19 protein-coding genes are annotated in these 16619 nt (G+C 66.7%); 11 read left to right on the top strand and 8 right to left on the bottom strand.

Going from position 1 to position 16619, the window contains the following annotated elements:
* Positions 1–19: 19 nt before the first annotated feature.
* The gene (locus ACSBP4_RS15165; protein WP_006650767.1) at positions 20–214 is read right to left on the bottom strand and encodes a hypothetical protein; all 195 of its coding nucleotides are present in this window, start codon (positions 212–214) and stop codon (positions 20–22) included.
* Between the two features lie 156 nt (positions 215–370).
* Between ACSBP4_RS15165 and ACSBP4_RS15160 the strand changes: the two genes are divergently transcribed.
* The 3 genes from ACSBP4_RS15160 (at position 371) to ACSBP4_RS15150 (ending at position 2149) form a co-directional block, all read left to right on the top strand.
* Complete coding sequence (locus ACSBP4_RS15160) at positions 371–550, top strand: protein translocase SEC61 complex subunit gamma (protein ID WP_006180673.1); 180 nt, start codon at positions 371–373, stop codon at positions 548–550.
* The gene (locus ACSBP4_RS15155) at positions 550–987 is read left to right on the top strand and encodes a transcription elongation factor Spt5 (RefSeq protein ID WP_006180674.1); all 438 of its coding nucleotides are present in this window, start codon (positions 550–552) and stop codon (positions 985–987) included. The genes ACSBP4_RS15160 and ACSBP4_RS15155 overlap by 1 nt, the downstream gene beginning before the upstream one ends.
* A 361-nt stretch (positions 988–1348) precedes the next feature.
* Positions 1349–2149: an alpha/beta hydrolase gene (locus ACSBP4_RS15150; RefSeq protein WP_435552697.1), complete on the top strand. Its 801-nt coding sequence runs from the start codon at positions 1349–1351 to the stop codon at positions 2147–2149.
* A gap of 67 nt (positions 2150–2216) precedes the next feature.
* On the opposite strand, the gene ACSBP4_RS15145 is transcribed toward ACSBP4_RS15150, so the two are convergent.
* Positions 2217–2504, bottom strand: coding sequence for a DUF7565 family protein (locus ACSBP4_RS15145; protein WP_006180676.1), 288 nt, complete (start codon positions 2502–2504; stop codon positions 2217–2219).
* A 137-nt stretch (positions 2505–2641) separates the two neighbouring features.
* Here ACSBP4_RS15145 and ACSBP4_RS15140 point away from each other — a divergent pair, with 137 nt between their 5' ends.
* Both ACSBP4_RS15140 and ACSBP4_RS15135 read left to right on the top strand, forming a co-directional pair.
* Positions 2642–3394, top strand: a complete 753-nt coding sequence (locus ACSBP4_RS15140) for a PHP domain-containing protein (RefSeq protein ID WP_049966734.1) — start codon at positions 2642–2644, stop codon at positions 3392–3394.
* Between the two features lie 158 nt (positions 3395–3552).
* Positions 3553–4776 carry a mandelate racemase/muconate lactonizing enzyme family protein gene (locus tag ACSBP4_RS15135; RefSeq protein ID WP_435552696.1) on the top strand — a complete coding sequence of 408 codons (1224 nt, stop codon included), beginning with the start codon at positions 3553–3555 and terminating at the stop codon, positions 4774–4776.
* Positions 4777–4781: 5 nt separating this feature from the next.
* Here the strand turns inward: ACSBP4_RS15135 and ACSBP4_RS15130 are convergent, their stop codons facing one another.
* From ACSBP4_RS15130 to ACSBP4_RS15120, 3 genes are read right to left on the bottom strand one after another with little or no spacing between them, the layout of a single operon-like run.
* Positions 4782–5234 (bottom strand): Mut7-C RNAse domain-containing protein, encoded by a 453-nt coding sequence (locus ACSBP4_RS15130; RefSeq protein ID WP_435552695.1) that lies wholly within the window; start codon positions 5232–5234, stop codon positions 4782–4784.
* Positions 5235–5251: 17 nt separating this feature from the next.
* Complete coding sequence (gene polX, locus ACSBP4_RS15125; protein WP_435552694.1) at positions 5252–7003, bottom strand: DNA polymerase/3'-5' exonuclease PolX; 1752 nt, start codon at positions 7001–7003, stop codon at positions 5252–5254.
* Positions 7000–7440 carry a DUF5788 family protein gene (locus tag ACSBP4_RS15120; RefSeq protein WP_049966729.1) on the bottom strand — a complete coding sequence of 147 codons (441 nt, stop codon included), beginning with the start codon at positions 7438–7440 and terminating at the stop codon, positions 7000–7002. Before ACSBP4_RS15120 ends, polX begins: the two co-directional genes overlap by 4 nt.
* A 145-nt stretch (positions 7441–7585) precedes the next feature.
* Here ACSBP4_RS15120 and ACSBP4_RS15115 point away from each other — a divergent pair, with 145 nt between their 5' ends.
* The 3 genes from ACSBP4_RS15115 (at position 7586) to ACSBP4_RS15105 (ending at position 10624) form a co-directional block, all read left to right on the top strand.
* Complete coding sequence (locus tag ACSBP4_RS15115) at positions 7586–8530, top strand: rhomboid family intramembrane serine protease (RefSeq protein WP_435552693.1); 945 nt, start codon at positions 7586–7588, stop codon at positions 8528–8530.
* 60 nt (positions 8531–8590) lie between these two features.
* On the top strand, positions 8591–9382 hold the full coding sequence (locus tag ACSBP4_RS15110) for an endonuclease V (protein WP_435552691.1): 792 nt from the start codon (positions 8591–8593) through the stop codon (positions 9380–9382).
* A gap of 285 nt (positions 9383–9667) precedes the next feature.
* On the top strand, positions 9668–10624 hold the full coding sequence (locus tag ACSBP4_RS15105; protein ID WP_435552690.1) for an SDR family oxidoreductase: 957 nt from the start codon (positions 9668–9670) through the stop codon (positions 10622–10624).
* A gap of 28 nt (positions 10625–10652) precedes the next feature.
* On the opposite strand, the gene ACSBP4_RS15100 is transcribed toward ACSBP4_RS15105, so the two are convergent.
* The gene (locus ACSBP4_RS15100) at positions 10653–11183 is read right to left on the bottom strand and encodes a DUF7097 family protein (RefSeq protein WP_435552688.1); all 531 of its coding nucleotides are present in this window, start codon (positions 11181–11183) and stop codon (positions 10653–10655) included.
* A gap of 102 nt (positions 11184–11285) precedes the next feature.
* Between ACSBP4_RS15100 and ACSBP4_RS15095 the strand changes: the two genes are divergently transcribed.
* From ACSBP4_RS15095 to ACSBP4_RS15085, 3 genes are all read left to right on the top strand, one after another.
* The gene (locus tag ACSBP4_RS15095) at positions 11286–11966 is read left to right on the top strand and encodes a CPBP family intramembrane glutamic endopeptidase (RefSeq protein WP_049966724.1); all 681 of its coding nucleotides are present in this window, start codon (positions 11286–11288) and stop codon (positions 11964–11966) included.
* 88 nt (positions 11967–12054) lie between these two features.
* Positions 12055–12432: a DUF192 domain-containing protein gene (locus tag ACSBP4_RS15090; protein ID WP_006650753.1), complete on the top strand. Its 378-nt coding sequence runs from the start codon at positions 12055–12057 to the stop codon at positions 12430–12432.
* A gap of 117 nt (positions 12433–12549) precedes the next feature.
* Positions 12550–14151: a (R)-citramalate synthase gene (locus tag ACSBP4_RS15085; RefSeq protein WP_435552686.1), complete on the top strand. Its 1602-nt coding sequence runs from the start codon at positions 12550–12552 to the stop codon at positions 14149–14151.
* Between the two features lie 99 nt (positions 14152–14250).
* On the opposite strand, the gene ACSBP4_RS15080 is transcribed toward ACSBP4_RS15085, so the two are convergent.
* Together ACSBP4_RS15080 and ACSBP4_RS15075 are read right to left on the bottom strand one after the other, a co-directional pair.
* On the bottom strand, positions 14251–14451 hold the full coding sequence (locus tag ACSBP4_RS15080; RefSeq protein ID WP_435552685.1) for a hypothetical protein: 201 nt from the start codon (positions 14449–14451) through the stop codon (positions 14251–14253).
* Between the two features lie 83 nt (positions 14452–14534).
* A complete protein-coding gene (locus ACSBP4_RS15075; RefSeq protein ID WP_435552684.1) occupies positions 14535–16193 on the bottom strand; it encodes a 4Fe-4S ferredoxin N-terminal domain-containing protein in 1659 nt (552 codons plus the stop codon).
* Positions 16194–16619: the final 426 nt, after the last annotated feature.

Below are 16619 nucleotides of genomic sequence, written 5' to 3'. Positions count from 1 at the left end.
GTCTGCGAGTCGTTCGGCGTTACTCCTCCTCGGCTTCGCCTTCCGCTTCCTCGAGGGTCTCCGCGTTCTCCCGGGGCGCGTTCTGCGTCCCGAGAGTACCGTCGCCGTCGTCGACTTCGTCGGGGTCGCGGTCGATCCGCTCGAGTTCGTCTTCGATTTCGGCTTCCCGTTCGGCCTCGTACTCGTCGGTTCTGTCGGTATCGTCTTCAGCCATGCGGCGGCGCTTGGGGGGCGAGCGGTTTGGACGCCGGGCCGTCGAGTGCAACGTCGATAGCTGCCTCGAGTCGGCCCGCTGAGCGGGGGCACTCGTGGCAACACTTCGGCTGACACGAAAGACAGATAAAAGACCCCGCGCTGTGAATAGACAGATATGGACGTTCCCTACGACCTCACCTCGTACGTTCGGGTGTTGAAAATGGCGACGACACCCACGACCGAGGAGTTCCTCCAAGTGTCGAAGATCGCCGGTGCGGGGATCTTCCTGGTCGGCCTCGTCGGCTTCATCATCGGCGCGATTATGCTGTTCATCTCGGGCGGTGGTGGCATCTAATGGGGATCTACGCTGTCAAAACGACGGCGAGTCAGGAACGAACCGTCGCCGACATGATCATCAACCGCGAGGAGCCGGAGATCCACGCGGCGCTGGCCCCCGACTCGCTGACCTCCTACGTGATGGTCGAAGCCGAGGGCAACGCCGTCCTCAACCGCGTCCTCGAGGACATTCCCCACGCCCGCAGCATCGTCCCCGGCGAGTCCGACATTTCGGAGGTCGAACACTTCCTCTCGCCGAAGCCGGACGTCGAGGGGATCGCCGAGGGCGACATCGTCGAACTCATCGCCGGTCCGTTCAAGGGCGAGAAGGCACAGGTACAGCGAATCGACGAAGGCAAAGACCAGGTGACCGTCGAACTGTACGAGGCGACGGTTCCGATTCCGGTGACGGTTCGGGGCGACCAGATTCGCGTGCTGGATTCCGACGAACGGTAGTTCGTCGACGATGCGAGCGGATGCGACGCACCCGTAAACGGACAGTAACGAGCGGTCGCGGATGGGGTCGCTCGGCGCGAACGAAGTGAGCCTCGCGGACGTTTCTACGCCAGTTTGCGAGACACAGTAACGACGGAGGTGATTGTCCGCGGGCACCCGGCATCGTAATCCGAGCGGGCGAGCCACATCCGTCGTCAACCTACCCACGACATTTACCAGCGGTCGCGAAACCGATCGACGGCTAGTCGGGACGAGCTAGCCATCTGCCCTGTAATAAAAACGTTCAGTTCCGAAGATAAAGCGGTAACGACGGACACGAGAATGGGATTGTCGTTCGCTACCACAACGCGAACGATAACTGATGACTCACGAAGCACACGCGGATTCGACTGCGGGGAACAGTGATACGACGCTCTCGCGGCGGCGAATGCTGCGGACGACGGCGGCGACGGTCGTCGCCGGGACCGGGTTGAGCGTCGCGTCGGGGTCGGTCGCGGCCGACACCGACGAGATCATGGAGGTCGACTTCCGGTATGGGACGCCCAGCATCGACGACGCGCCACAAAACGAGGACGAGGTCGTCTTCAACGTCCACGGCTATACGGGATCCTCGGAGAGCGTCAACGAGGCCGCGACCTTCCAGCAGACCGCCAGGGATCTCGGCTATACCGAGACCGTGACCGCCGTGACGTGGGACGACAGCGGCCTCCCAAGTTCCGCCGAAGCGAGCGCTCGAGACACCGGCGACGCCTTCGCCGCTTGGCTCGGCGACTACACGAACGCGAACCCGGACACGACGATCCGCATCCTCGGCCACTCGATGGGCGGAATCGTCCAGATGGAGACGCTCGCGGCCATCGGCGGCGCGTTCACTGTCGAGACAGCAGACAGCATCGGCTCCTACGAGGTGGATGACGCTCCCTGTGAGAGCGGGGACTTTGACGACGCTATCGAGTCCTCGGCCGGCGAGGTCCACAACTACTACTCGACCAACGACAGCATCGCCCGACTCGGGAGCGGACCGGCCGACTGCGGCGGCTGGTTCTCCGACGGGGAGACGGCGAGTAACTACGCCGATGTCGACGTGAGCGACGCCGTCCCCGACCATACCTCCTACAAGGAGAGTTCCGGCTGCGTCTCGGCGATTATCGACAACTACTGACGCCGATACAACGTGGCTCGAGCGGACGGCGAGAGTGAGGACGCCACGGCAGGGACGACGATTGCCGTTACCGCTTCAGTTCGTTCGCGATCGTTTTCATGTCCGCGACCGATTCGATCTCCTCGAGCAGTTCCTCGCGTTCCCGGACCGCCTCGGAGCTGGCACCGTAGGCGCGGACGTACTCGGCGCGACTGTGTTCGGTGAAGGCGTGTCGGATCGCGAGGTAGCCGTCGGGGACGACGGTGCCACAGACCTTACACTCGCGGCGCTGGTGTTCCGTCGCCTGATGGACGACGGCCGACTCGACGTCTTCGAAGACCGATCCACAGCCGTCGATTCCGCATTCCCAGGCCATTCGATACCGGAACTCGCACGGCCGCCCTAATCATCCTTTCGCAGCCGAGCCCATCGGTCGGAAGACAGGTGGCCGATCGGCCGCCGAATCAGAATTCATAACTCGGCTGTCCCGAAAGTGGGGGGCGTGATCGAGGAGTGACGTACCGAGTCGACCCCCACGTGAAGGTGCTGACCGATCGCGTTGTCGAGCGGGCAAAACGGGCCGGTCTCGACGCGATCGTCTACGCACCGCATTTCACCCGGCTTCCGGAGACCCGCGAGCGGGCGGCGGCCTATTCCGACGACGACCTGCTGGTGATCCCCGCCCGCGAGGTGTTCACCGGAACGTGGCGGAACCGCAAACACGTCCTCGCTCTGGGCCTCGAGGAGCCGGTTCCCGATTTCATCCCGCTCGAGACGGCGATGGCCGAGTTCGAGCGCCAGGGAGCAACGGTACTCGTCCCGCATCCGGAGTTTGCGAACGTGAGTCTCTCCGAGGCGGATCTGCGCCGGTACGCCGACGTGATCGATGCCATCGAGATCTTCAACCCGCGACACTTCCCGTGGGATAACCGACGTGCCCGCGACCTCGCCGACTCCCTCTCGCTGCCGCCCTTCACGTCGTCGTACGCACACCTCCCGCGGTCCGTCGGGGTCGCCCACACCGCCCTCGAGGCCGCGATCGAGACGGAAGCCGACCTCCTCGAGGCGTTCGACGACGGGGTCGCTCGCCGCGTGATCTACGACGACGGGCCGTATCGCTGGTCGACGACCGCTTCGGAACTCGGCAATCTCGTCTACGAGAACACCTGGGAGAAGGTCGACCGGCTCTTCCTCTCGGGAACCGAGCCGACCCATCCACAGCATATCGCCTACGACGGGCGGTTCGACGACGCCGCCGTCTATTAGTACCGCCGGGACCGCATACCGTCCGCCATCGATGCTCGAGCCGGTGGTTTGACGTGCGAACGTGTGCCAGTATTTCCCACGATGATCTCGAGTCCCCGTCTCGCCGCGTCGTCGTTCGACCGCGAACCCAGTACCACCGTCGTCGTCGGTGATCGGCGGTGAGGGATTTTTCGAACCACGCCACGGATCGCCCGGCGGGTCACGACGTCGCGATCACCGGAATCGAATCGGCGGTCGTCGACGGAAACTTCGAGTGGAACCTCGTGAAAGTCCACACGGATGCGGGCGTGACGGGGATCGGCGAGGCCTACCGCGGGGGCGGCGTCCCGGAACTGATCGAGTACGCGAACCGGTTTCTGGTCGGCGAAAACCCATTGGACGTCGAGCGGCTGTTCCGGCGCATCGTGCAGGAGACGTCGGGCCACGGCGGGACGACGGGGAAAGTCGTCACCGCCGCCTCGGGCATCGAGATCGCGCTCTGGGACGCCGCCGGGAAGGTCCTGGACCTGCCGGTCTACCAGTTGCTCGGCTCGCGCTACCGCGATCGGGTCCGGCTCTACTGCGACTGTCACGCCGGCGAGGCCTACGCGGTCGACGACGGCGGGTTCACCGAGTACGCCGACGCGGACGCCTACACCCCCGAGGCCTACGCCGCCGAAGCCGAGCGCGTCGTCGACATGGGCTTCGACGCGATCAAGTTCGACCTCGACGTGGAACGGGACAACGAGCCCGATCCCTACAACGGCCGGCTCACCAACGCCGCGATCGATCACAAGGTCGACGTCGTCGCGGCCGTCCGCGACGCCGTCGGGAGCGAGATCGACCTCGCCTTCGACTGCCACTGGGACTACACCGTCGAGAGCGCAACTCGGCTCGCCCGCACACTCGAGCCCTACGATCTCATGTGGCTCGAGGACGTCGTCCCGCCGGAGGAGACCGACGCCCAGAGAGAGGTCGCCCGCCGGACCGAGACACCGCTCGCGACGGGCGAGAACCGCTTTCGTATCCACGAACTGAGCGACCTGCTCGACGACTACGCGGTCGACGTGATCACGCCCGACCCGACCACTTGCGGCGGCCTCGCCGAGTCGAAACGGATCGCCCAGCGCGCCGAGGAGCGCTACATTCCGTTCTCGCCGCACAACGTCTGTAGCCCCGTCGGCACGATGGCCTGCGTCCACCTCTGTGCCGCCGTCCCCAACGCCGACGTGCTGGAATATCACGCCCTCGAGGTCGACTGGTGGGACGACCTGCTCGCACGCGAGGAGCCACTCATCGAGGACGGCTACATCGACGTGCCGACCGAGCCGGGGCTGGGGATCGAACTGGACGAGGGCGTTCTCGAGGACCACCTGCTGGCCGGGACCGACGGCTTCGACTGACCACGCTACGAGTCGCGTATTCTCGCGAGCGTCTCCGCGACCCGGTCCCAGTGGCTCCCGCGCCAGAAGTGCTGGCCACAGTCCCGACAGACCCACGTCTCGAACTCCGTGGGATCCGGCGCGTAGTCCGGCGTCGAGTCGTTGGGGCCGACCGGCTCGAGCGAGCTGTTACACCGCCCGCAGAAGTCGGGGTCGTCGGCGAGGGTGAGATCGACGCCCGCCGCGTCGAGTTCGGCGAGTTGGGCCTCGACGTCGCGGCTCTCGAGGAGGATCGACTCGTCGGCGCGGGCCGCCACGTCGACGTCTCGCGTGACGACGGTTCGGTCCTCCTCGCGGGCGACGGCGAGGAGGTCGTCGTCGGCCTCGAGGCCGCGGTCGCCGGCGTAGGCGGTGTCGTGGTCGCACATCCGCAGATAGGCACGGAGCCCGCCGCACATGAGATCGAGGAGGAGTCGCATGGTGTAGCGGGGACGTGTCAGTGGAGGAACTGCCGTAATTCGTCGAGTTTCCAGGTGTTGATCACGTCCGCGGGCTCGGCCCAGCCCCGGCGTGCGGTGTGGACGCCCCAGCGCATGTACTCGAGCGTCGCCGGCCGATGGGCGTCGGTATTGACGGCGATCACCGCGCCCTCGTCTATGGCCGCCTGTACCGCGCTGCCCCAGAGATCCAGCCGACGGGGGTTGGCGTTGACCTCGAGGGCGGTGTCGTTCTCGGCGGCGGCCGCTCCGAGCGCGGTCGCGTCGAACTCGAGGCCGGCGCGTTCGTTGAGCAGGCGGCCGCTGGGGTGGCCGAGGACGTCGATCGTCGGGTTCTCGACGGCCCGGACGAGCCGTTCGGTCGCGGTCTCGGCGTCCTGGCTCAGGGCGCTGTGGGTCGAGGCGACGATCACGTCCAGCGCGTCGATCACGTCCTCGGAGAGGTCGACTTCGCCCGCGGCGTCGACGTTGGCCTCGATCCCCGCGAGGACCTCGATGTCAGCGTCGTCGCCGACTGCACGGATCTCCGCGACCTGCTCGAGGATCTCGTCGTCGGCGAGGCCCATGCCGCCGACGACGCCCGGGCCCTCGGCGTGATCGGCGATCCCGAAGTAGTCGTAGCCCCGGTCCGCGGCAGCCTCGACCATCGCCTCGATGGAGGTGTTGCCGTCGGACCACTCGGTGTGGGTATGCAGGTCGCCACGGATATCGTCGCGCTCGAGCAGGGCCGGTAACTCGTCGGCCGCCGCGGCGTCGATCTCGCCGCGATCGGTCCGGAGTTCGGGCTGGATCCAGTCCAACCCGAGCGCCTCGTACATCCCCGCCTCGGTCTCGCCCGCGATGCGGTCGCCGATGCGCTGGTCCGCCTCGTGGTCTTCGACCTCGCTGACGTCGAAGGCCCCGTACTCGTTTAATTTCATCCCGCGGTCGATCGCGTAGTTGCGCAGGGCGACGTTGTGGTCCTTGCTCCCGGTGAAGTACTGCAGCGCCGAGCCGAACTCCGCGGGGACGACGACCCGCAGGTCGACGCGGCTCTCGCCGACGCGGACGCTGGCCTTCTCGGGGCCGGACTCGATCTCGTCGTCGACCGACTCCCACGAAACGAACTGCTCGACGACCGCCTCGCCGTCTTCGGTCGCCGCGAGGACGTCCACGTCGCCGATCGTCTCGCGCCATCGGCGGATCGAGCCCGCCACCTCGCAGCGCTCGACCGCCTCGAGACCCTCGAGGTACGCGAGGACATCGTCAGCAAGCGGCCGGGCCTCACCCAGGAGCTGGCGCTGGCCGACCGTTCGGGCGAACTCGAGGTTCTCGAGGATGTTCTGCTCCGTTTTCGGGCCAAACCCCTTGACGTCCTGCACCTCGCCGGCCTCGGCCGCTTCCTCGAGGTCGTCCAACGTCTCGACCCCGAGTTCGCGGTAGAGCTTCCCCGCGGTCTTGGGGCCGACGCCCTCGATGCGGGTGATGTCGGCAATGTCGATCGGCAGCTCGGCCCGCAGTTCCGCGAGTTCCTCGATTCCGCCGGTCTCGACGTACTCGACGATCTTCGCGGAGATGGCGTCGCCGACGCCGTCGATGTTCTCGAGGACCTCGCGGTCGCCGGCCGCGACCCGGTCGGCGATCGGCGACGGATGGGCCCGGACGTTCTCGGCCGCGCGCCGGTAGGCGCGGGGCTTGTACTCGACATCGTCGGCCTCGAGCAGGTCGGCGAACTCCTCGAACCGGGCCGCGATCTCGGCGTTCGTCGTCATCGGCCCCTCCGGGAGGCTCCGTCGTCCTCCCGTCCCAGCGCCTTCTTCAGGAAGGACATCCAGCGCTTGCGGTCCTGGGCCTGCTTGGCCTGTTGCTCGCGCTCGAGGTCCGTCGGGCCGAGGCTCTCGAGGGCGTTCAACGCCCGGTCGATGCCGATGATGCTCTGGGCGAGTTCCTCGCCCTCCTCGCGGGTGATCGCACCCTCCTCGATCCGCTCGAGTCGCTCGAGCCGCTCGCGTCGCAGGTTCCGCTTGGCCTGCTCGACGCGCTCGCGTTCGCCGGACGGCACCGTCTCGCGGCGCTTGATCTCGAAGACGAAGGTCCGGAGATCGATCTCCTCGTCCTGGACCGTGATCGTCTCCGGGATGTCCGCGCCGACGGTCGCGCCCTCGCGCTCGACGCGCTCGAGCAGTTGCTTGCGCTCGTACTCTTGCACGCCCGGATATGGGAGCCCGCCGGGCAAAAATGTACAGTCCGCCGGGAAGCGATGTGACCGCCGGGGCCGCCGCCGTACCTGACAGCGCCCCGAAACTAGTGACAAACCCCAAATCCCTTAGCGACGCCGCACATACCCCCGGTCAATGGCGAAGTGCGACGCGTGTGGGAACGACGAAAACATGCCGTACAACTGTCGTCACTGCGGCGGCACCTACTGTGGCGACCATCGGCTGCCCGAGAACCACGACTGCTCGGGACTCGAGAACTGGAACGACCCGCAGGGTGTCTTCGACAGCGGGTTCGACGACAACGTCAGTTCCGGCGGGGGGACGTCGCGGGCCTCCGGGATCATGGACAAACTCCCGATCGATACCGGCCCGGGCGGCCCGCTGGCGTACTTCCGCGGGAACATGACCTACACGTTCCTCGCGCTGATCTGGCTCACGTTCCTCGCGCAACTGATCGTCGGGCAGTTCGGTAGTCGATCGCTCTACGAGTCGCTGTTCCTGTTGACCTCGTGGAACGTCGAGTACGTCTGGACGTGGGTCACGTCCGTCTTCTCCCACAGCCCGGGTAACTTCATGCACATCGTCGGGAACAGCATCGTGATATTCTTCTTCGGCCCGCTGGTCGAGCGCTACATCGGGTCGCGGAACTTCGCGGCCCTGTTCATCGTCAGCGGCGTCCTCGCCGGTCTCGGCCAGATCGCGATCTCGCTCGCCCAGGGGAGTCCGTCCGCCGTCCTCGGGGCCAGCGGTGCCGCCCTCGCGATCATGGGCGTCCTGACCGTTCTGAACCCCGGCCTGAAGGTCTATCTCTACTTCATTCTCCCCGTCCCGATCTGGCTGCTGACCGCCGGCTACGCCTTCATCAGCATCTTCTTCCTCACCGGCGCGACCGGGGGCGGAGGTATCGCCCACGGGGCCCACCTCGTCGGCCTCGTGATCGGCCTCGCCTACGGCCAGTACGTCAAACAGAACCGAAACGTCAGCGCGCCCAGTCGCCTCGAGTTCGGCGGCGGCGGTGGCGGTCCGGGCGGTCCCGGGGGCCCCGGTGGTCCGGGCGGTCCCGGCCGCGGCCGGTTCTGACGCCCGCACCCGTCGCAGGACCCCGCAACTGATTTTCGCCCGGCGTCTACCCTCGATCCAATGCACCAGCCCCGTCCCGACCTCGCTCCCGACGGCTCGCTCTCGCGCGCGGAGATGGAAACCCTCCAGCGCGAGATCGCTTCCGTCGCGACCTTCGAGGACGACTTCTCGTTCGATCACGCAGTGCTGTCGAACCCGCTCGAGGCGACTGCGAGCGGCGGTGAGCGACCGGTCGTCGTCGGCGTCGACCAGTCCTTCCTGACGAACGCCGAGGGCGAGCAGGACCGTGCCTTGAGCGCCGTCGTCGCCACCCGCGGCGGCGAGGTGATCGAGCGCGTCCACGCGGTGACCGACCTCGAGATCCCCTACATCCCCGGCCTGCTCTCCTTCCGCGAGGGGCGGCCGATCCTCGCGGCGCTCGAGGAGTTGTCCGTCGAGCCCGATCTGCTGCTGTTCGACGGCAGCGGCCGCATCCACTTCCGACAGGCCGGCATCGCGACCCACATCGGCGTGGTCCGGGACGTGCCAAGCGTCGGCGTCGCCAAGAGCCTGCTCTGTGGGACTCCCCGGGCGGACACCGCTGACCTCCCCGAGGGGACGACGATCGGTATCGAAGCGAACTCGAGGGTCGACGCGCCAGACGGCACTCTACTGGGCTATGCGGTCCAGACGCGCCAGTACGAGTCGCCGAACCGGTACATCAATCCGCTCTACGTCAGCCCCGGTCACCGCGTGGGTCCCGAGACGGCAGCCGAAGTTGCGCTCGCGCTGGCTACCTCGTACAAACTCCCCGAACCGGTCCGACTCGCCGACAAGTACGCCGACGAGGCCAAGGGAGAGGTCGACGCGTAGCCGATTCGACTGTCCACCGGCTGCAGCCTGCTGATCAGCCACCTGCAGCGGGTGGGACTGAAAGGGGCCGGACCGATCGACGAAGCACGACGACGGAAGCACCGCAGCGACCGTCGGGAGCGAGGAGCGCACCGAGGCGCGCGAGGCGATCGATCCGGGGGCTTTCTGGTCGTTTGCCGTCTCGAGACGATCGGTAGAGCCGATCGAACGTGAATCCGATCCGAACAGTACGATCAGCGCGACAAACCATCGATACTTAGGTATCGTCGCACGAACCGGTCGGGTATGGCTACCGATGCGGACGTCGAGAGGACAGCCGACGATGGCTCCGACGGGACCGTCGTCGAGGACGACCCCGGCCACGAGACCGCCGCGGACGACGCGGGCCCCGCAGGCGACGAGGACCGCTACACGCGCAAGCAGTCGGTACTCATCACCGGCTGCTCGTCCGGCATCGGTCGCGCGACCGCCCGCGCCTTCCTCGACGACGACTGGCAGGTCTTCGCGACGGCGCGCAACGTCGACGACATCGCCGACCTCGCGGACGAGGGCTGTGAGACCCTCGCGCTGGACGTCACCGATCCCGAGCAGGTCGCCCGGACCGTCGAGGCGGTCGTCGACGTTGCCGGCTCGATCGATTGCGTGGTCAACAACGCCGGCTACGCCCAGATGGGGCCGCTCGAGGACGTCTCGACGAGCGATCTCCACCGGCAGTTCGACGTCAACGTCTATGGGCCCCACCGGCTGACCCGCGCCGCTCTCCCGCACATGCGGGCCCAGGGCGAGGGCCGGATCGTCAACGTCTCGAGCGTCTCCGGTCGGATCTCGATGCCCGGCTCGGGCGCGTACTCCGGCTCGAAGTTCGCCCTCGAGGGGATGAGCGACGCGTTACGGGCCGAAGTCGACGAGTTCGACATCGACGTGGTGCTGATCGAGCCCGGCCCGGTCGAGACGGCGTTCACGACCCGCGTCGACGAGGAACTCCCGGAGAACGAGCGGACGGCCGACTACGAGTCGCTGTACGAACTCTACGACGACGCGCAATTGATCGGCGGCGGCAGCGGCGGCCCGTTCGCCTCCGAGGCCGAGGACGTCGCTGAAGCGATCCTCGAGTCGGCGACCAGCCCCGATCCGCCCGCCCGGTACCCGGTCGGTCCCCTCGCACAGTACGGGCTGTACGCCCGGTTCCTCCCGGCCTCGATTCGCGACAGGCTCTACGGACTGGTCCGCAAGCTGGTCTGAACGCCGTCCGCCGGCCGCACGCGGCCGCCTACCGCTCCGAGTCGTCGTACCGCTCGGCCGCCGACTCGAACCCCAGTTCCGACTGTTCGCGCCCACGGCGCTGCTCGAGGGCCGCGATCGCCTCGGGCTCGGGCGCGGCGTCATCGGTGATCCGCGCCCACGAGTCGTGGACCTTCGAGTGGCACCAGCGACAGAGATAGACCGTGATCTCGTGGGAGAGGGTCTCGCCGTCGCGGTCATAGGAGAGGTGGTGTTCCTCGAGCAGCGGCCGCTCGTCGTCGTGGGCCATGCGTTTTTCCTCGAGTCCGCAGCGGACGCACTCCCGATCGCGGTTTCGCGACCGGAAGTGAGGGCAGTCGGCCCACGACCAGTCGGATTCGGGGTCGACGACGGGACACTCGTAGTCGTCGGCCGCGCGCTCGCGGGCGAACTCGGGGTCGTGTTCGTAGTGATCAAAGGCGTACCGGCACGTCCCCTCGCCGGTCAGGTAGTCACAGACGCCCGCGAACTCGTAGGGGTCGTCGACGCCGACCGAGGTCCCCTGCGGCGTTTTCTCCATCGTCGCTCGTCCGTCTTTGGCGGACCGACCAGTTGAATTTGGCGTCCGATAGCCACGCCGGAACGTAAAAAGTATAATATGTGTGAGGAGTAACGAAAGTGAATGAACCAATCGGATCCGATTCGAACCGTCGGCGTCGTCGTCGCCGGTTGGGTCGCCCTCGAGGTCACGCTTCGTTGGGGTTTCGTTCTGGCCGGCGCTGCCGCCGGGATCGATCCGGGACTGGTCGATGCGTTCGTCCTCGCGCTCGGATTTCCACTCATCGCGGCGGTTCTCAGCCGGTACGCGCTCGAGCGCGGGCAGGACCGCGAGACCTGGGGCTGGGGCTGGGGCTGGTCCCGGCGGACCGTCGGTGCGGGGGCGCTCGCGGGGATCGTCGGGCTCGGACTGGTAGCTGGGGCGTCCCAGGTCGACGCGGCGCTGTTCGGGTTGGGCGACGGGAGCGGGACCGGCGACGAAACGACGGTGGCGGCGGCGATCCTGTTACTCGTTGGCAACGGATTCGTCGTTCCGATCGCGGAGGAGCAGGTCTGGCGGGGCGTCGTCCAGACCGAACTCGTCGAGGCCCGAGGAGCGGTCGCCGGAATCGCGGTGACGGCCGTCCTGTTCGCGTTCAAGCACGTGATCGTGGATCTGTCGGTAGTCAGACTCACGACACTGCTGACCCTGGCCGCTCTCCTCTGCGTCGTTCGCTACCGGTGGAACACTGTCAGCAGCACGGTGGCTCACGTCGTGGTCAACGCCGCCTTGACGGTCACTCTCGTCGCAACGACTCTCGGCTGACCGAACACGGACGGGCCGACGGGCGGCATTCGCGCGGTCCGACTGCCCGGCGAGAAGGTTTTTACTGGCACCCGTACGACTCGAGGTCGTGCGACTCGTCCACGAGCCGGCTTCCGACGCCGACGACGAGATATTCGAGGAGCGGACGGAAACGCTGGCGATGACAGTCGAGGTCGCGGACACGCTCGTGAGCCAGGCCCGCGGGCTCATGTTCCGCCGATCCGTGCCGGACGACTACGCGCTCGCCTTTCGGTTCGACGACGCGGCGGTCCGGGATCTCCATATGCTGTTCGTGTTCTTCCCCATCGACGCCCTCTGGGTCGAGGACGGGGTCGTCCAGCGCGTCGAGCGGCTCCGGCCGTGGCGGAGTTTCGCCCGCGCCCGAGCCGATCTCATCGTCGAACTCCCCGCCGGCAGCGCCGCGACCGTCGACCCCGGCGACCGGGTGCGACTCGAGGACGCCTGACGGATCGGTATCCGGAACCGGCGGTTTTAAGATACCGTGATACGTTGTGACGGGATACAATGGCACGCCATACGCCATCTGACGAGGATAGAGGAAGTCGGGGCGACCCGGCTGGGCGTGAAATTCTCCGACGAGTATAATCACCGTTCCGACGACAACACCCGCAGTTCCCGCAATTCACCACTCTTGCCTGTAACTCACTCACCCGAACAGACGATCGCATCGGACCGTACAGTACGCCTGCTGGACACGACGCTTCGCGACGGCGAGCAAGCGCCGGGCGTCTCGCTCTCGCCGGACGAGAAAGTCGAGATCGCCCGCTCGCTCGAGCGCGCGGGCGTCTCCGTCATCGAAGCCGGCAGCGCCTGTACCGGTGCGGGTGAGCGACAGGCCATCTCGCGGGTGACCGACCTCGATCTCGACGCCCGCGTCACCAGCTTCTGTCGCGGCATGAAAGGCGACATCGACCTCGCGCTCGAGTGTGACGTCGACGGGGTTCACATCGTCGTCCCCGCCAGCGATCGCCACGTCGAGGGCAAGGTCGGCACCTCCCGCGCGGACAACCTCGAAAACACCGCCGAACTGGTCGCCTACGCCAAAGATCACGACCTCTGGGTCGAGGTCATCGGCGAGGACGGCTCGCGGGCCGATCTCGACTACCTCGAGGAACTCGCCGAGACCTCTTTCGAGGCCGGCGCGGACCGGTTCTGTTTCGCCGACACCGTCGGCCACACCGGCCCCGAACACACCCACGAGGCCGTCTCCCGACTCGCCGACCTCGGTCCGGTGAGCGCCCACACTCACGACGACCTCGGGCTGGGCGTCACGAACGCGCTCGCGGCCGTCTCCGCGGGGGCCGATCTGGTCCACTGCACGGTCGACGGGCTCGGCGAACGCGCCGGCAACGTCGCCTTAGAGGAGGTCGCGATCGCGCTCGATCACGTCTACGACGTCGAAACGCTCGATCTCGAAGAGGTGTACGACCTCGCCCAGACCGTCGCCCGGGCGACGGGCGTCCAGCTCCCGCCGAACAAGGCCGTCATCGGCGAGAACGCCTTCACCCACGAGAGCGGCATCCACACCGACGGCACGCTCAAAGACGACAAGATGTACGAGCCCTACGCCCCCGAGACGGTCGGGCGCGAACGCCGGCTCGCGCTGGGCAAACACACCGGTCGCGCCGGCGTCAGGGCCGCGCTCGAGGAACACGGCGTCGAGGCCGACGACGACGAGGTCGCCGAGATCGCCACTCGCGTGACGGAACTGGGCGATCGCGGCCGCCGGGTCACCGACGCCGACCTGCTGGCGATCGCCGAGGACGTCACCGGCGACGACCGCGACCGCGTCGTCGACCTGCTCGACCTCTCCGCCACCAGCGGCGGTGCCGTTCCGACGGCCAGCGTCCGACTCTCCGTCGACGGCGAGGAGCGCGTCGCCAGCGGCACCGGCTCCGGTCCCGTCGACGCCGCCGTCTCGGCCGTCCGCGAGGCGCTGGGCTCGATGGCCGACGCCGAACTCGAGTCCTACCACGTCGACGCCGTCACCGGCGGCACCGACGCCGTCGTCACCGTCGAGGTCACGATGGTCCGCAATGACCGCTCGGTGACGGTCGCCCGCAGCGAGGCCGACATCACTCGAGCGAGCGTGAAAGCGATGGTCGACGCGCTCGATCGGCTGCTCGCGACCGACCAGCAGCCGCTCGCACCGGCCGACGACTGACGACAGCCGCCGCTGATCAGCGCTCCGGTCGCTGACGCGGCCACGCCGTTTTCCCCGATTCGACCCGACAGTAACAGCAGCGTCGACGCCCGCCGTCTCCTACTCCTGTCGGAACGGATCGCTCACGACGTTCCACGGGTCGAGCGCGTAGATGGCGGCCAGAAACAGGGCGACAGCGACGACGAACAGGCGAGCGACCGCGCTCGCAGACGTGGGGACGCCGATCTCGAGGGTCGTCGCCATCACGATCGCGACCCCGATCCAGAGGGTGCCGACGATCGTTCGTTTTCGACGGTCCATAGTCGCCCGTTCGGCTCGAGTCGCTTGAATGCGTGGGGTTTCGAACGGCCACTGACTGCCGTCTCGATCGGGGTGAGGGGAGGTCAAGACGAGTCGATCGGCCCGAGGCCGACGGTCTCCTCCTCGAGGGCGTTCTGGCGCGTATCGAGCATTCCGACGTCCTCGTACGAAACCGGCCCCCTGACCTGATGAGCTTCGGGCCCGGGTTGGTGACCGAGGTAGTCGACGTTCGGGTTCGTTCCGATATCCGCGAGCAACTCGAACTCGTTTTGGGGCGCGTTGACGTAATCCTCGAACAATTCCTGGGCGACCTCCGCCGTGTCGGCGACCTGGACGTCCTGACTCGGCCCCTCGAACTGGTCCGGCATCAGCCCGAGTTCTCGGCGCACCTCGTCGCTTTCGAGGTCGAGGCCGGTTTCTTCGATCGCGCTGACGACCTCAAGGATGCCCGCTTCCTTGTCCGGGAGCGAATCGCCCGGCGGCGCTTCCTCCTCGTAGTCCTCTTGGGTAATTCGGATCCCCGTCGCGAGCGCGATTCGCCTCCTCGTGAATTCGTCGACGGCATCGATGACCGCGTCCAGGTCGCCGCTGACGCCCTCGAGCGACGACGAAACCGAATCCGCGGACGGAAGCGCCGCATCCAGGTTGATGATCGTTCGCGATCGAGCCGGGTTCTCCCTGTACCGTTCGGGATCGCTCGCGGGGTTGTTCTTGTCGCCGAACTGGATAACGTTCGGCGGGCAGGCGACCTCGCAGGCGCTCGTGCCGATGTTGCCCTCGCCGAAGTTGCCGTCCTGACGGGCGGGATCGAAGACGCACTTCGACATGACGCCGCGAGGGGCACGACTGCTGACGCGCCGGTCACGATAGTCATAGACCATGTCCGCACTGAGTTCGTCCTCGTCGGTTTTCGGTTCCCCCCACTGGAAGTAGTTAACGCCGTACGGGCAGGCGACCTGACAGTACCGGCAGCCGATGCAGACGTCGTAGTCGGTCAGCACCAGCCCGCCTCTGTCGCGGGTATGCCGGGCCGTCGTCGGACAGACCTTCTCGCAGGGCGCATCGGTGCAGTGCTGACACGGGCGGACGAGGTAGTTGAAGTCGTGAACGACCGGGTTATCCCCGCAGTCCTCGGGATCGACGTCGACGGTATCGGGGTCCGGGGACTCGACCGCGCCGTCCTCGAAAGCGAGGACGTACATCCAGTTTGCCCCCTGGTCCCAGTTGTGTTCCTGATTGCAGGCCGTTACGCAGGCGAGACAGCCGTCACAGTTCTCGAGGTCGATCGTCATTCCCCACTGGGTTCCCTCGTCTGCGTCCTGGACTTCTCCCGCTTCCTCGACGGCAGGTTCCGGCTCCTGCTGATCGACCGCGCCCCAGCCGAGACTCGCGAACCCCAGCCCGGCCCCGGTCTTTTTGAGCATCTCACGACGGGAGCCGTCGCCGTTGGCGAATTCCAACAGCGTCGACCCGATCCCATCCTCGTTGCCGTCCACATCGTCCGGACTGGCAATCGGCCGTTCGTCCTCGCCGAACTCCGCCATCACGTCGTCGTGATACCGTTCATGGAACTCCTCTTCCGAGAGTTCGCCCTTCGTGACCCGCATGGCGTCTCTCCCCATCTCCATCCCGAGTTCGGTGTCGTACTCGGTCTCGTCGAGCATCTCCTCGAGGTCGTCCTGCCACGACTCGCCGAGGGGGTGAAACGCCTCGTCGTCCGAGGTGTCGTCGTCGAAACTCATCGTCCCCACCGGTCCGGTGTCGCTCGAGGTCCGTTCATTGTGACTCGTGTTCCCACACCTATCACAAGTCTTCGCAAAGAGGCCCAGCCTGCAAATGACGGGATCGGCTGTCCCCCGAATCGGCACCTGCCGTGAACTGCCGCCGGAGGGGGTGGGTCGAGAATCGAAGTATCCGAGCAGCGCAACCTTGCGGTGTCAGTTCGGACGATCCGTACGTTCGGGTTGCGGTCTCCGGAAACTGTCCTCTCCGACAGGCATCACGATGGCGGATGGCTGGCTCTACTTATCGTCTTGTGCTATACCGAAAACCGAGAAGGCGAGTCGAATCACGCCGAGACGTCCCGGATCGTTCGCTCCGCTCACGTCCCGGACTGCGCCTCGTCTGGTTCAAATCGTCCGTAATCGTTTTGCAGCACCGAACATCGA

The organism is Natrinema sp. CGMCC1.2065, assembly GCF_051225675.1.
Lineage (GTDB): Archaea > Halobacteriota > Halobacteria > Halobacteriales > Natrialbaceae > Natrinema > Natrinema thermotolerans.
This window is presented reverse-complemented; position numbering and strand designations above follow the sequence as displayed.

What these genes read in the sequence shown, in the direction of transcription:
- ACSBP4_RS15165 (WP_006650767.1), bottom strand. Translation starts at nt 214, where the DNA reads ATGGCTGAAGACGATACCGACAGAACCGACGAGTACGAGGCCGAACGG.
- ACSBP4_RS15160 (WP_006180673.1), top strand. Translation starts at nt 371, where the DNA reads ATGGACGTTCCCTACGACCTCACCTCGTACGTTCGGGTGTTGAAAATG.
- ACSBP4_RS15155 (WP_006180674.1), top strand. Translation starts at nt 550, where the DNA reads ATGGGGATCTACGCTGTCAAAACGACGGCGAGTCAGGAACGAACCGTC.
- ACSBP4_RS15150 (WP_435552697.1), top strand. Translation starts at nt 1,349, where the DNA reads ATGACTCACGAAGCACACGCGGATTCGACTGCGGGGAACAGTGATACG.
- ACSBP4_RS15145 (WP_006180676.1), bottom strand. Translation starts at nt 2,504, where the DNA reads ATGGCCTGGGAATGCGGAATCGACGGCTGTGGATCGGTCTTCGAAGAC.
- ACSBP4_RS15130 (WP_435552695.1), bottom strand. Translation starts at nt 5,234, where the DNA reads ATGCGACTCCTCCTCGATCTCATGTGCGGCGGGCTCCGTGCCTATCTG.
- polX (WP_435552694.1), bottom strand. Translation starts at nt 7,003, where the DNA reads ATGACGACGAACGCCGAGATCGCGGCCCGGTTCGAGGAGTTCGCCGAC.
- ACSBP4_RS15115 (WP_435552693.1), top strand. Translation starts at nt 7,586, where the DNA reads ATGGCGAAGTGCGACGCGTGTGGGAACGACGAAAACATGCCGTACAAC.
- ACSBP4_RS15110 (WP_435552691.1), top strand. Translation starts at nt 8,591, where the DNA reads ATGCACCAGCCCCGTCCCGACCTCGCTCCCGACGGCTCGCTCTCGCGC.
- ACSBP4_RS15105 (WP_435552690.1), top strand. Translation starts at nt 9,668, where the DNA reads ATGGCTACCGATGCGGACGTCGAGAGGACAGCCGACGATGGCTCCGAC.
- ACSBP4_RS15100 (WP_435552688.1), bottom strand. Translation starts at nt 11,183, where the DNA reads ATGGAGAAAACGCCGCAGGGGACCTCGGTCGGCGTCGACGACCCCTAC.
- ACSBP4_RS15095 (WP_049966724.1), top strand. Translation starts at nt 11,286, where the DNA reads ATGAACCAATCGGATCCGATTCGAACCGTCGGCGTCGTCGTCGCCGGT.
- ACSBP4_RS15080 (WP_435552685.1), bottom strand. Translation starts at nt 14,451, where the DNA reads ATGGACCGTCGAAAACGAACGATCGTCGGCACCCTCTGGATCGGGGTC.
- ACSBP4_RS15075 (WP_435552684.1), bottom strand. Translation starts at nt 16,193, where the DNA reads ATGAGTTTCGACGACGACACCTCGGACGACGAGGCGTTTCACCCCCTC.